The sequence below is a fragment of the Paracoccus gahaiensis genome (assembly GCF_005048225.1).
Taxonomy (GTDB): domain Bacteria; phylum Pseudomonadota; class Alphaproteobacteria; order Rhodobacterales; family Rhodobacteraceae; genus Paracoccus; species Paracoccus gahaiensis.
The window spans coordinates 194740-207644 of the sequence record NZ_SUNI01000002.1; the positions used below are offsets into that span (position 1 = coordinate 194740).

11 protein-coding genes are annotated in these 12905 nt (G+C 69.2%); 5 read left to right on the forward strand and 6 right to left on the reverse strand.

Annotated features, from left to right (window positions below; all coding sequences use genetic code 11):
* The first annotated feature begins 123 nt into the window (after positions 1-123).
* Positions 124-552: a hypothetical protein gene (locus FA743_RS04005; RefSeq protein WP_136884584.1), complete on the forward strand. Its 429-nt coding sequence runs from the start codon at positions 124-126 to the stop codon at positions 550-552.
* A 3-nt stretch (positions 553-555) separates the two neighbouring features.
* Here the strand turns inward: FA743_RS04005 and plsY are convergent, their stop codons facing one another.
* The 3 genes from plsY to FA743_RS04020 are packed head-to-tail and all read right to left on the reverse strand — an operon-like array spanning position 556 to position 3367.
* Complete coding sequence (plsY, locus tag FA743_RS04010) at positions 556-1131, reverse strand: glycerol-3-phosphate 1-O-acyltransferase PlsY (RefSeq protein ID WP_136884585.1); 576 nt, start codon at positions 1129-1131, stop codon at positions 556-558.
* Positions 1128-2408, reverse strand: coding sequence for a dihydroorotase (pyrC, locus tag FA743_RS04015; RefSeq protein WP_136884586.1), 1281 nt, complete (start codon positions 2406-2408; stop codon positions 1128-1130). The genes plsY and pyrC overlap by 4 nt, the downstream gene beginning before the upstream one ends.
* The gene (locus FA743_RS04020; protein ID WP_136884587.1) at positions 2408-3367 is read right to left on the reverse strand and encodes an aspartate carbamoyltransferase catalytic subunit; all 960 of its coding nucleotides are present in this window, start codon (positions 3365-3367) and stop codon (positions 2408-2410) included. Before FA743_RS04020 ends, pyrC begins: the two co-directional genes overlap by 1 nt.
* A gap of 205 nt (positions 3368-3572) precedes the next feature.
* On the opposite strand from FA743_RS04020, the gene FA743_RS04025 reads away from it, so the two are divergent.
* Genes FA743_RS04025 through FA743_RS04035 form a run of 3 tightly spaced genes read left to right on the forward strand, consistent with a single transcriptional unit; the run spans position 3573 to position 6306 of the window.
* Positions 3573-4949 carry an MATE family efflux transporter gene (locus FA743_RS04025; protein ID WP_136884588.1) on the forward strand — a complete coding sequence of 459 codons (1377 nt, stop codon included), beginning with the start codon at positions 3573-3575 and terminating at the stop codon, positions 4947-4949.
* A gap of 23 nt (positions 4950-4972) precedes the next feature.
* Positions 4973-5209, forward strand: a complete 237-nt coding sequence (locus FA743_RS04030) for an Lrp/AsnC family transcriptional regulator (protein ID WP_136884589.1) — start codon at positions 4973-4975, stop codon at positions 5207-5209.
* Positions 5209-6306, forward strand: coding sequence for a pyridoxal phosphate-dependent aminotransferase (locus tag FA743_RS04035; RefSeq protein WP_136884590.1), 1098 nt, complete (start codon positions 5209-5211; stop codon positions 6304-6306). The genes FA743_RS04030 and FA743_RS04035 overlap by 1 nt, the downstream gene beginning before the upstream one ends.
* Before the next feature lie 69 nt (positions 6307-6375).
* On the opposite strand, the gene FA743_RS04040 is transcribed toward FA743_RS04035, so the two are convergent.
* On the reverse strand, positions 6376-9465 hold the full coding sequence (locus FA743_RS04040) for a valine--tRNA ligase (protein WP_136884591.1): 3090 nt from the start codon (positions 9463-9465) through the stop codon (positions 6376-6378).
* Between the two features lie 106 nt (positions 9466-9571).
* Positions 9572-10294, reverse strand: a complete 723-nt coding sequence (locus tag FA743_RS04045; RefSeq protein ID WP_136884592.1) for a DUF1428 domain-containing protein — start codon at positions 10292-10294, stop codon at positions 9572-9574.
* Between the two features lie 339 nt (positions 10295-10633).
* Between FA743_RS04045 and FA743_RS04050 the strand changes: the two genes are divergently transcribed.
* A complete protein-coding gene (locus FA743_RS04050) occupies positions 10634-11788 on the forward strand; it encodes a type III PLP-dependent enzyme (protein ID WP_136884593.1) in 1155 nt (384 codons plus the stop codon).
* Positions 11789-11967: 179 nt separating this feature from the next.
* Here FA743_RS04050 and metF read toward each other — a convergent pair whose 3' ends face one another.
* Positions 11968-12840: a methylenetetrahydrofolate reductase [NAD(P)H] gene (gene metF / locus FA743_RS04055; protein ID WP_136884594.1), complete on the reverse strand. Its 873-nt coding sequence runs from the start codon at positions 12838-12840 to the stop codon at positions 11968-11970.
* Between the last annotated feature and the right edge of the window lie 65 nt (positions 12841-12905).

Here is a 12905-nt window from a genome sequence, read left to right on the forward strand (position 1 = left end):
ATATTTGGGCCAAGATGAAAGCTCTGGCGCACGGGAAGGTGACGCGCGCCGCTGTTGCTTCGGGTTGAACCGAGGCGCGCGTGGTGGCACCCCCACGGGACATTCCGGCGAGGAGGAGCCGTCATGGGTGGTGGTGATGTGATGCAATGGGTCGGGCGGCTGGTCGCGGTCGTCTTCGGGCTGGGGGTGCTGGCCCTGCTGGGCGCGGTGGCCGTGCTGGTCGGCCAGGCCGAGGGCGTGCCGCCGATGCCGGTCTTCCTGGGGCTGGTGGGGCTGGTCGTGTTGATCCTGCTGGCCGGGGCCTGCCTGGCGCTGATCTCGATCGCCGTCTCGGCGCGGCGGGGGGCCGAGGCGCTGCGGCATCTGGCCGGAGCTGCGGTGGCCGGCGATGCGGTGGTGGGCCCCGAGGTCGCGACGCCCGAACCCGTGATGCCCGCACCCGGGGCGCCGGCGGATCAGGGGCCGTTCACGCAGGCCGGCCCGCCCCGGGCGATGGCCGCGCCGCCGCGCGGGGCGGCGCGCCCGAACCGGGTGCTGGTCGCGGAACGCTAGGCGCTATTTTTGACCGATGCGGGGCTCGGTCCCCGACAGCAGGCGGCGGATGTTGGCGTGGTGGCGGATGAAGATCAGCGCCGCCATGAAGGCCGTCACCGCCGCGATGTCCGGCCGCCCCAGGCCCCAGGCAAGGACCGGGGTCAGGGCGGCGGCGATCAGCGCGCTGAGGCTGCTGATCCGGGCGACGGCGGCGACCAGCGCCCAGACCGCGCAGGCGATCAGCCCCAAGGGCCAGTGCAGCGCGGCCAAGGTGCCGAGGAAGGTCGCCATGCCCTTGCCGCCCTTGAAGCCCAGCCAGACCGGGAAGCAATGGCCCAGGAAGGCCGCGCCGCCCGCCAGCAGGCCGGCGGTCTCGCCGCCGAACTGGCGGGCCAGCAGGACCGCGATGGCGCCCTTGCCGCTGTCCAGCAGCAGCGTCGCCAGCGCGGCGGTCTTGTTGCCGGTCCGCAGCACGTTGGTCGCGCCGATATTGCCCGAGCCGATGGCGCGCAGATCGCCCAGACCCATGGCCTTGGTCACGACGATGCCGAAGGGCACGGCGCCCAGAAGATAGCCGAAGATCGTCCAGAGGATCATGCGAGGTCTCCGAAGACGGGGGTGCCCGCGACCCAGGTGCCCAGGACGCGGCCCTGCATGCGGGCGCCGTCGAAGGGGGTGTTCTTGGATTTGGACAGCAGCGCGAAGCGGTCCAGCACGAAGGGCGCGTCGGGATCGAAGAGGATCAGGTCTGCGGGCGCGCCCTCCGACAGCCTGCCGCCGGGCAGGCGCAGGCGGCGGGCCGGGTTCAGCGACATCGCGCGGAAGAGTTGCGGCAGGCTCAGCCCGCCCTGGTGATAGAGCCGCAGGGCCGCGGGCAGCAGGGTCTGCAGGCCCACGGCGCCGGGGGCGGCGGCCTCGAAGGGCAGGCGCTTGGATTCCTCGTCCTGGGGCGTGTGGAAGCTGGCGATGGTGTCGATCAGCCCCTCGGCCACGGCCTGGACCATGGACAGGCGGTCATCCTCGGACCGCAGGGGCGGCGTGAAGCGGAAGAAGGTGCGATAGTCGCCCACGTCGAATTCGTTCAGCGTCAGGTGGTGGATCGAGATGCCCGCCGTCACGTCCAGCCCCGCCTCGCGCGCGCGGATCAGGGCGGGCAGGCTGGCCGCCACCGTGATCTGGTCGGCGTGATAGCGCCCGCGCGTCATCGCGACCAGCGCCAGATCGCGGTCCAGCCCCATCACCTCGGCCATGGGCGAGACGGCGGGGATGCCATAGAGGGACGCGAACTTGCCGCTGGTCGCCACCGCGCCGTGGGTCAGGCCGGGATCCTGCGGATGGCCCATGATCAGCGCATCCAGACCGCGTGCATAGGTCATGCAGCGCGACATCAGCTTGCTGTCACGCACCACGCGCACCCCGTCGGTGAAGGCCACGGCGCCCAGATCGGTCAGGAAGCCGATCTCGACCATCTCGCGGCCCTCGCGGCCCTTGGTCAGCGCGGCCATGTGGCGGATGTTCACCGGCGCATCGGCGGCGCGGCGGGCGACGAATTCCAGCGCCTCGGGCGTGTCGAGGGGGGGCGTGGTGTCGGGGCGGGCGATGATCGTGGTCACGCCCGCCGCCGCCGCCGCCAGACCCGCGCTGCGGAAGCTTTCCTTGTGACGCTCGCCCGGCTCGCCGATCTTGACGCCCCAGTCGATCAGGCCCGGCGCCAGCGCGCGGCCCTGCGCGTCGATGACGGTGGCGCCCTCGGGGGCGGGTTCCTCGGGGGCGCCGCGTCCGGCGATCACGCCATCGGTGACGCGCAGGCTGCCCAGGGCGTCCGTCTGCGCCTCGGGGTCGATCAGGCGGGCATTGCGGAAGATCAGGTCCATCACGGCTCTCCGACGGCGGTGCGGCCACGGCTGGCGCGCAGGTTGCGGGCCAGAAGGTCCAGCGCCGCCATGCGGACGGCGACGCCCATCTCGACCTGGTCCTGGATGACGCTGCGGTTGATGTCGTCGGCCAGCGTGCCGTCGATCTCGACGCCCCGGTTCATGGGCCCGGGATGCATGACGATGGCATCGGGCGCGGCGAGGGCCAGTTTCTCGGCATCCAGTCCGAAGCGGTGGAAGTATTCGCGTTCCGAGGGGATGAAGCCGCCATCCATCCGTTCCTTCTGCAGGCGCAGCATCATGACGACATCGACGCCCTTCAGTCCCTCGCGCATGTCCTCGAAAAGTTCCACCCCCATGTCGCCCACGCCGGCGGGCATCAGCGTGGCGGGGCCGATCAGGCGGATGCGGTTCTCCATCTTGCCCAGGAGGATCAGGTTGGACCGGGCCACCCGGCTATGGGCGATGTCGCCGCAGATGGCGATGGTCAGGCGGTGCAGGCGGCCCTTGGCGCGGCGGATGGTCAGCGCGTCCAGAAGCGCCTGCGTGGGATGTTCGTGCCGCCCGTCGCCCGCATTGATGACCGCGCAGTTCACCTTTTCGGCCAGCAGGTTCACCGCGCCCGATTGCGGGTGGCGCACGACCAGCAGGTCGGGCTGCATGGCGTTCAGCGTGAGCGCGGTGTCGATCAGCGTCTCGCCCTTCTTCACGGAGGACTGGCTGACGGCCATGTTCATCACGTCGGCGCCAAGCCGCTTGCCCGCCAGCTCGAAGCTGGCTTGGGTGCGGGTCGAGTTCTCGAAGAACATGTTGATCAGCGTCATGCCGGCCAGTGCGTCGGAATGCTTGACCGTGCGGCGGTTCAGCGCCGCGTAATCCTGTGCCAGGTCCAGCAGCTCGGTGATCTCGTCGGGCTTGAGATGGTCGATGCCCAGAAGGTGGCGGGCGCGAAAGCTCATGGCGGCCTCTTGCGTCGGGGATCCGAGGGGTCCGGGGATCTATTGCAGATGGCGCAAGGGGCGGCAAGCGCCGGCGGGGGGCCGTCCGCCCCCCGTCGCGTTCCGCGACTCCCCCCGGAGGATATTTGCGGACCGCCGCAGGAGGCATGCAGATCGTGCAATCTGGGCTCTTGCCGGACGCGGCGCGCGGGGCTATGGCAAGGCCATGCAACGGCACCGGTACCGCCCCCATATCCTTGCGACGCTGTCGCTTGGCCTGCCGCTGATCGGCAGCCATCTGGCCCGCATGGCCATCGGGGTGGGCGACACGGTCATGATCGGCTGGTACGGGGTCGAGCCCTTGGCGGCGCTGGTCATCGCGACCTCGTTCTTCCACATCCTGTTCTTCCTGGGCATGGGCTTCGGCACCGGCCTGATGGGGCTGATCGCCAGCCACATCGCCTCGGGCCGCGAGGTCGAGGTGCGGCGCGGCGCCCGGATGGCCCTGTGGCTGTCGGCGGGCTTCGGGCTAGCCGTCATGCCGCTGATGTGGTGGTCCGAGCCGATCCTGCTGAGCCTGGGCCAGACCGCGACCGTGTCCGCCCTGGCGCAGGAATACCTGCGCATCGCGGGCTGGGGGCTGGCCGTCGTGCTGGGGCAGCTGACGCTGGCCTCGTATCTGGCGGCGCTGGAGCGGACGCAGATCGTCATGTGGGTGACGCTGGCCGGGCTGCCCCTGAACCTGTTCCTGAACTGGGTGCTGATCTTCGGCAATCTGGGCGCGCCCGAGCTGGGCGTGCAGGGCGCGGCCATCGCCAGCGTGACGGTGCAGGTGATCCAGCTGCTGGCGCTGGTGGGCTATGCCGCCTGGCTGCCCATCGCCCGGCAGTACAACCTGTTCCAGCGCTTCTGGCGCCCCGACTGGCAGGCCATGCGGCAGGTGGCCTGGGTCGGCTGGCCCATCGGCCTGACCATGGTGGCCGAGGGCGGGCTGTTCGTCGGATCCAACATCATGATGGGCTGGATCGGCACGTCGGAGCTGGCCGCCCACGGGATCGCGCTGCAGATCACCTCGGTCACCTTCATGGCGCATCTGGGCCTGTCCAACGCGGCCACCGTACGGGTGGGCCAGGCCAAGGGGCGCGGCGACCGGGCCTGGATGCGCGATGCGGCGCTGACCATCTGCTGGATGTCGCTGGTCTTCTCGGCCATCTTCATCGCGATCTACCTGCTGTTCGCCGAGGCGCTGGTGCGGCTCTATCTGGACCCCGCCGATCCGCAGGCGCCGCAGATCGTGGCGCTGGGGGCCATGCTGCTGATGTATGCGGCGCTGTTCCAGTTGACCGACGCCTTCCAGGTGATCGCGCTGGGCTTCCTGCGGGGCGTGCACGACACCAACGTGCCGATGTGGATCGCGGGCTTCAGCTATTGGGTCGTCGGCATGCCGGTGGCCTGGGCGCTGGCCTTTCCCCTGGGCTTCGGCCCGGCGGGCCTGTGGCTGGGCATGTGCGCCGGACTGACCGTCGCGGCCGTCCTGCTGATGCGCCGCTTCTGGCGGGGCCATGCGCGCGGGGACTGGACCCGCGCCCCGGCCCCGGTCTAACCTGCCCCGAAAAGGAACCACCCATGCGCCCCGTCTTCGTCCAGTTCCGCTGCGAGCCCGGCACGACCTATCAGGTCGCCGAGGCGATCTATGACCGCGAGGTGGTCAGCGAGCTGTTCTCGACCTCGGGTGATTACGACCTGATCGCCAAGGTCTACATCCCCGAGGACGAGGATGTCGGCCGCTTCCTGTCGGACCGGCTGTTCGACATCCCCCATATCAGCCGCACGCTGACCACGATGACCTTCCGCGCCTTCTGATGCCCCGCTTTGCCCCCTTGCCCGACAGCCTGCCGCAGACCGTCCCCTTCATCGGCCCCGAGACGCTGGAGCGGCGGCGCGGCACCCCCTTCGCGGCCCGCCTCGGCGCCAATGAAAGCGCCTTCGGCCCCAGCCCGCTGGCGGCGCGGGCCATGCGCGAGGCGGTGGGCGGCATCTGGAAATACGGCGACGCCCCCGGCCACGATCTGACCCATGCGCTGGCTACTCAACTGGGCGCGGCGCCCGCCAACATCATGCTGGGCGAGGGGATCGACGGGCTGCTGGGCACGCTCGTGCGGCTGATGGTGGCGCCGGGCGATGCCGTGGTGACCTCGGACGGGGCCTATCCGACCTTCAACTATCACGTGACGGGCTTCGGGGGCGTGCTGCACAAGGTGCCCTATCGCGACGATGCCGAGGATCCGCAGGCGCTGCTGCAGGCCGCCCGTGAAACGCAGGCGCGGCTGATTTACCTGGCCAATCCCGACAACCCGATGGGCAGCTGGCACAAGGGTGCGGCGATCGAGGCGATGCTGGACGACCTGCCCCCCGATTGCCTGCTGGTGCTGGACGAGGCCTATGCCGAATTCGCCCCCGCCGAGGCGATCCCCCGGATCGACCCCGCCGATCCCCGGGTAATCCGGATGCGGACCTTCTCCAAGGCCTATGGCATGGCGGGCGCGCGGATCGGCTATGCGGTCGGCGCCCCGGACCTGATCGCGGGCTTCGACCGCATCCGCAACCATTTCGGCGTCAACCGCATCGCGCAGGCGGGGGCGCTGGCGGCGCTGGCCGATCCCGGCTGGCTGGCCCATGTCGTGGCCTCCGTCACCGCCGCCCGCGACCGCATCGCCCAGATCGGCGCGGAAAGCGGCCTGACCGCGCTGCCCTCCGCCACCAATTTCGTGGCCTTGGACACGCATCGCGACGGCGCCTTCGCCCGCGGCCTCGTGGCCGCGCTGGAGGCCCGCGACGTCTTCGTCCGCATGCCCGGCGTGGCGCCCCTGGACCGCTGCATCCGCATCAGCTGCGCCCCCGACCCAGAGCTGGACGTGCTTGCCAAGGCGCTGCCCGCCGCCCTGCAGGACCTCGCCTGAACCCCTTCTTCTTTGCTGAAATACCCCCGCCGGAGGCGCCCGCAAGCACCCTCGGCGGGCTGGCGGACCTCACATGGCCGCCAGCTGATCCAGCGCTGCGCGCAACCGGGCCAGATCATCGTCCAGAGCGGCCAGCTTGGCTTGGGTCTCCTCGATCACCTCGGCCTCGGCATTTTCCACGAACCTGGGATTGGACAGCCGCTTGCGCAGGCCCTCGGCATCCTTTTCGGTCTTGCCGCGCGCCTTCGACAGCCGCGCCGTCTCGGCCGCCACGTCGATCACCCCGCCGATGGGCAGCGCGAAGCTGGCGCCCTGGGCCGAGACCGCGATCATCCCCTTGCCCGCCGCGCCATCCACCGCCGGGTTGACCCGGGCCAGCCGCTCGATCAGCGGCGCATTGGCGGCCAGCGCCGCGCGGGCCGGGGCATCCGCCTCGGTCACGATCAGGTCCAGCTTCGCGCCTGCCGGCACGCCCATCTGGGCGCGGGCGGATCGCACGGCCTCGATCAGCGCGATCACCCAGTTCATCTGCCGGTCGGCATCCGCGTCGATCAGCTCGGCGCCCAGTTCGGGCCAGTCGCCATGGACCAGCATCTTCGCGCGATCCCCGGTCAGCGCCCACAGCTCCTCGGTGACGAAGGGCATGATCGGATGCAGCATGGCGTAACACTGGTCCAGCACCCAGCCCATCGTGGCCCGCGTCTCCTCGGCATCCGCGCCATCGAACAGGGGCTTGGCGAATTCCACATACCAGTCGCAGACCTTGCCCCAGACGAAGGCGTACAGCCCGCCCGCCGCGTCGTTGAAGCGGTACGAGGCCAGTGCCTCGTCGGTGGCCATCAGCACACGGGCCGTCTCGCCGATGATCCAGCGGTTCACGGTGTTCGCCGGATCAGGCCGGGCCCCGCCGCCGCGCACGCCGTTCATCTCGGCAAAGCGGGTGGCGTTCCACAGCTTGGTGACGAAGTTGCGGTTCACCTCGACATGCTTCGGCCCCAGCTTGGGATCGCGCCCCATCGCCGCCATCGAGGTCAGCGTGAAGCGCAGCGCATCCGCCCCGAAATCATCGACCAGCACCAGCGGGTCGATGACATTGCCCTTGGACTTGGACATCTTCGCGCCCTTCTCGTCGCGCACGAGGCCGTGGACATAGACCGTGTGGAACGGCACGTCACGCGCCACCTCCAGCTGCATCATCATCATCCGGGCGACCCAGAAGAAGATGATGTCGAAGCCGGTGACCAGCACGTCGGTCGGGAAGTATTTCTTCAGCTCCTCGGTCGGCTCCGGCCAGCCGAGCGTCCCGATGGGCCAGAGGCCGGAGGAGAACCAGGTGTCGAGAACGTCGGGATCGCGCCAGACCGGATAGACCAACCGGGTCGGATCCTGGGACAGGTTGTACTCGGCCAGGCTGCGGGCCAGCATCTCGACGGCGGCCTCGCGATCCGCGACCTCGACCACGCGGCTGCGCTCCAGCGGCTGGGGCAGGGCGGCAAGGTCATCGGCACAGAGGGCTGCCACATCGGCGAAATGGGCCGCGCAATGCTGCCGCTCGCCGGCATTGACCAGCCCGTCCGCCAGCAGCCGGAACAGCTCGACCTCGTCCAGCGCCCCGTCGCCCTCATCATCGGCAAAGCCGGATGTCTGCAGGTCCAGCCCATACCACACCGGGATCTGGTGCCCCCACCAGAGCTGGCGCGAGATCGTCCAGGGCTCGATATTCTCCAGCCAGTTGAAATAGACCTTCCTGTGCTGCTCGGGCAGGATCTGGGTGCGGCCGTCGCGGACGGCCTCCAGCGCGGGGCCGACGATGCGCTTGGTGTCCACGAACCACTGGTCGGTCAGCATCGGCTCGATCACCACGCCCGAGCGGTCGCCGAAGGGCTGCATGATGGGCTTGGCCTCCACCACGGGGCGGCGCTCCAGATGCTCGGCGCCGGTCTCGGGCTCGATCTCGCGGTGCAGGTAGGTGACGGCCAGACCCTCGGCGGTGACCTGCTCGATCACTCGGCTGCGGGCCTCGAACCGGTCCAGACCGCGCAGATCGTCGGGCACCAGATTGACCGCCGACACGTCGCCCACATCCTCGCCCTGCGCCGCGCGCGTGGCGATGGCGGCGCTGTCGGCATAGGACAGCCCGTCGCCGCGCATCGCGCCCTTGGTGTCCAGAAGCGTGTACAGCGGAATGCCGTTGCGCTGCGCCACGCCATAGTCGTTGAAGTCATGCGCGCCGGTGATCTTGACCGCGCCGGACCCGAAGGTCGGGTCGGGATAGTCGTCGGTGATGATCGGGATCAAGCGACGGTGTTCCTTCGGGCCCACCGGGATCTCGACCAGCTTCCCCACGATCGGCGCATAGCGCTCATCGGACGGATGCACCGCCACCGCGCCGTCGCCCAGCATTGTCTCGGGCCGGGTGGTGGCGATGCTGATATAGTCGCGCGTCTCGCGCAGGGTGACGCGACCATCCTCGTCGCGTTCCACGTACTCATAGGTGGCACCCCCGGCCAGCGGGTATTTGAAATGCCACATATGGCCCGGAACCTCGCGGTTCTCGACCTCCAGATCGCTGATCGCGGTCTCGAAATGCGGATCCCAGTTCACCAGCCGCTTGCCGCGATAGATGATGCCCTTGTTGTAGAGGTCCACGAAGACCCGGATCACCGCGTCGTGGAAATTCCCCTCCTCGCCCGCGGGCGCACCCGGCGCACCGGACATGGTGAAGGCGTTGCGCGACCAGTCGCAGGAGGCCCCGAGGCGCTTCAGCTGGTTGATGATCGTGTCGCCGGATTCCTGCTTCCACGCCCAGATCTTCTCGACGAAGGCGTCGCGCCCGATCTCGCGCCGGCCCGGTTCCTGACGCTCGGCCATGCGGCGCTCCACGACCATCTGGGTCGCGATGCCGGCATGGTCCTGCCCGGGCTGCCACAGCGTGTCGAAGCCGCGCATCCGGTGCCAGCGGACCAGGATGTCCTGCAGCGTGTTGTTGAAGGCGTGGCCGATATGCAGGCTGCCGGTGACGTTCGGGGGCGGGATCATCACGGTGAAGGTCTCGGCCCGCGAGGCATTGGCGCCGGCGGCAAAGGCGCCGAGCCGTTCCCATTCGGCACTGATCCGGGCCTCGGCGGCCGTGGCGTCAAAGCTCTTGTCCATCGTCATCGCAAATCCCCTTGGTTGGGGACGGGATTACCCAATGCGCGGCCAAAGGCCAAGAGATCCCGTCGCCCCAACGAATCCGGGCTTGGGCCAGACAGTGGATCCGAGGTCAGGGCAGGTCGACGACCGGGGTGAATCCGCCCCAGAACATCCGCTTGCCGTCGAAGGGCATCTGCGGAAAGTCGTGTCCCTCCATCCCCGCCGCCATCTTCGCGGCTGCGGCGTCGCAGGTGGCGCGGTCGGGCCATTCGACCCAGCTGAAGACCGGCACCTCGTCGGGTTTGGCCTGCACGGCGCGGTAAAAATCGGTGACCTTGCCATGGGGCACATCCTCGCCCCAGCATTCGGTCTGGAAGGTGGCGCCCAGATCCGCGAACATCCGGGTCGCGCCTTGGGCCATCTCGACATAGGCCTGCCTGGCGTCCGCCGAAACGGCCAGCACGAAGCCCTGCACATAGGCGCCCCGGCGGCTGTCGCCCACCGTCACGATCGGCGCGAAGCCGCCCCACATCATCCGCATCCCGTCGAAGGGCATCTCGCCCATCAGCGCCATCTCGGGCTCCTGCCCCTCGGCCATCTTCGCGCCGGCGGCATCGGCGGTGGCACGGTCGGGCCATTCGATCCAGCTGAACAGCGGCGCCTCGTTGTCGCGGGCCTGGGTGGCGCGATGGAAATCGGTCTGCGTGCCATGCGGCACATCCTCGGCCCAGCATTCGACCATGCGACGCGCGCCCAGGCGCTGGAACATCGGCCAGGCCTGCCGCGCGTGATCGACATAGGTCTGCCGGTTGGCCACGGGCACGGCCAGCAGAAGCCCGGTGTAATAGGTCATCGTCATCCCCCTGTGTCTGACGGCGCGGGCGCCGGGTCGCCGGCCCCGCAGGACCAAATGTCGCAGGCGGGGTCGGAAAAATCAAACGTCCGGGGGCGTCCGGCGCGCCGCTGGCACCATCCTGCCTGCCCTTGGCCACGCCTGCACGGCCTGCCGGACCCGGGTGTCGACCGGCAGGCGCGCATGGGGCTTTTCCGCCTGCCGGTTTCGTTGAACTGACATCCGTTCCGGCATAGATACGGGCCTTGGCGCACGACTCGTCCGAAGGATCGGAACCCGGCGCTGCCACCTTGGGTTGTGCGAAGGCCACCCGCTCCTGTCTGTGCGAAAGGAACCGCAATGGGACAACAGAAGACCGTCTGGGACAATCCGGCCGAGGTCATCCGACATCTGGCACCGGAACATCCGGTCATGGTCTTCGCGCCGACGGTGCTGCAGGACCGTGCGCGGCAGTTCATCCAGGGCTTTCCGGGGCTGGTGACCTATGCGGTCAAGTCCAATCCCGACGAGGTGGTGATCCAGAACCTGGTCGCCGCCGGCATCCAGGGCTTCGACGTGGCCTCGCCCTTCGAGATCGACCTGATCGGCCGCATGGCCCCCCATGCCGCCCGCCATTACCACAACCCCGTCCGCGCGCGGTCCGAGATCGCGCATGGCGTGGCGCAGGGTATCCGCGCCTGGTCCGTGGACAGCCGGTCCGAACTGGACAAGCTGTTCGACCAGGTGCCGACCGAGGTGGACGGCAAGGGCGTCGAGATCTCGCCCCGCTTCAAGCTGCCGGTGCTGGGCGCCGCCTATGATTTTGGCTCCAAGTTCGGCGCCTCGCCGGAACTGGCCGCCGAGCTGCTGGCCGAGGTCGCGCGGCGCGGCTACGTCCCTTCGCTGACCTTCCATCCGGGCACGCAATGCACCGACCCGATCGCCTGGGAAAGCTATATCCGGGTGTCGAAGGACATCTGCGACATGGCGGGCGTCCGCGCGGTGCGCCTGAATGTCGGCGGCGGCTTCCCCTCGCATCGTGTGGTGGGGGTCGAGCCCGACCTGACCTCGATCTTCCAGGAGATCGCCGACACCACGACCGAGATGTTCGGCACCGACGCCCCGGCGCTGGTCTGCGAGCCCGGGCGCGGCGTCGTGGCCGATGCCTATGCGCTGATCACCCGTGTGAAGGGCGTGCGCGACGGCGGCCATGTCTTCCTGAACGACGGCGTCTATGGCGGTCTGGCCGAGCTGCCGATCATCGGCAATATCGACCGGATCGAGGTGCTGACCCCGCAGGGCCATCCCCGCGCGGGGGATCATGGCGGCCGGGTGATCTTCGGCCCGACCTGCGATTCGGTCGACCGCCTGCCGGGCGAGCTGAGCCTGCCCGAGGATGTGGCCGAGGGGGATTTCGTGATCTTCCACGGCGCCGGCGCCTATTCGACCGTCACCAACACCCGCTTCAACGGCTTCGGCGCCATGAGCCATGCAACCGTGATGGCGCTCTCCTGAACCGTCGGTCCTGCCCCCCTGACGCCGGGAGCAGGACCGCATTGCCCGCCTGAGCGCCGAATCGCGCAAAGGGCAGATTTCCCGCCGCCCTGAATCCTTACGCCGCTCCTGCGTTGGTCCCCAAATATCCTCTGGGGGTCCGGGGGGCGAAGCGCCCCCGGTCTGCGCCAACCACGAATTCAGGCCACCGCGTCCAGGCTTCCCGCAGGCCGCACGCCCAAGGCGGCGCAGACGTCGCGGGTCAGTTCGGGCCGGTTCAGCGTGTAGAAATGCAGCCGGTCCACGCCGCCCGCGATCAGCGCCTCGCACAGTTCAACGCTGAGGCTGGTGGCCAGGGTCCGTTGCGCCTCGGGGCCGTCCAGCGCGGCCATCTGGAACGCCTCCTCGGCCCAATCGGGCACGGTGGTGTTGCAGGTGGCGGCGAAACGCTTGGTCCCGGCCCAGCTCTGCACCGGCAGGATGCCCGGGATGATCGGCACGTCGATCCCGGCGGCGGCGCATTTGTCGCGGAAGCGGAAGAACGTGTCCGCCTCGAAGAAGAACTGGGTGATCGCACTGGACGCCCCGGCCTCGATCTTGCGCTTGAGCCAGGCCACGTCGGCATCGCCGTCGGGGCTGTCGGGATGCGGCTCGGGATAGGCGCCTGCACGGATGGTCATGTCGCCACGCGCGGCGATCGCCTCGATCAGCTCGACCGAATTGGCGAAGCCGTCGCCATGCGGCACGAAGCCGTCCGAGCCCTTGGGCGCGTCGCCGCGCAGGGCCACGATCTCGCGGATCCCGGCATCGGCATAGGATTGCACGATCTCCATCGTCTCGGCCTTGGTGGCCTCGACGCAGGTCAGGTGGGCGGCGACCTGCAGCCCAAACTGGCGGTTGATCGTGGTCACCGCCTCGTGGGTCAGCTGCCGGGTGGTGCCGCCCGCGCCATAGGTGACCGACACGAATTCGGGGGCCAGCGGCGCAAGAACGCGCGCGGCCTCCCACAGCTTGAACGAAGCCTCCAGCGTTTTGGGCGGGAAGAACTCGAAGCTGATCTTCGGCGGGGTCATGGCGAATCCTCTCTGTTGGCGGGACTTGTGCCACGCGGCGCGGCGTGAGACAAATTCATAATCCT

Excerpts from the sequence above, each read along its gene's own strand:
- FA743_RS04005 (WP_136884584.1), top strand. The coding sequence starts at position 124 with ATGGGTGGTGGTGATGTGATGCAATGGGTCGGGCGGCTGGTCGCGGTC.
- plsY (WP_136884585.1), bottom strand. The coding sequence starts at position 1,131 with ATGATCCTCTGGACGATCTTCGGCTATCTTCTGGGCGCCGTGCCCTTC.
- pyrC (WP_136884586.1), bottom strand. The coding sequence starts at position 2,408 with ATGGACCTGATCTTCCGCAATGCCCGCCTGATCGACCCCGAGGCGCAG.
- FA743_RS04020 (WP_136884587.1), bottom strand. The coding sequence starts at position 3,367 with ATGAGCTTTCGCGCCCGCCACCTTCTGGGCATCGACCATCTCAAGCCC.
- FA743_RS04025 (WP_136884588.1), top strand. The coding sequence starts at position 3,573 with ATGCAACGGCACCGGTACCGCCCCCATATCCTTGCGACGCTGTCGCTT.
- FA743_RS04030 (WP_136884589.1), top strand. The coding sequence starts at position 4,973 with ATGCGCCCCGTCTTCGTCCAGTTCCGCTGCGAGCCCGGCACGACCTAT.
- FA743_RS04035 (WP_136884590.1), top strand. The coding sequence starts at position 5,209 with ATGCCCCGCTTTGCCCCCTTGCCCGACAGCCTGCCGCAGACCGTCCCC.
- FA743_RS04040 (WP_136884591.1), bottom strand. The coding sequence starts at position 9,465 with ATGACGATGGACAAGAGCTTTGACGCCACGGCCGCCGAGGCCCGGATC.
- FA743_RS04045 (WP_136884592.1), bottom strand. The coding sequence starts at position 10,294 with ATGACCTATTACACCGGGCTTCTGCTGGCCGTGCCCGTGGCCAACCGG.
- FA743_RS04050 (WP_136884593.1), top strand. The coding sequence starts at position 10,634 with ATGGGACAACAGAAGACCGTCTGGGACAATCCGGCCGAGGTCATCCGA.
- metF (WP_136884594.1), bottom strand. The coding sequence starts at position 12,840 with ATGACCCCGCCGAAGATCAGCTTCGAGTTCTTCCCGCCCAAAACGCTG.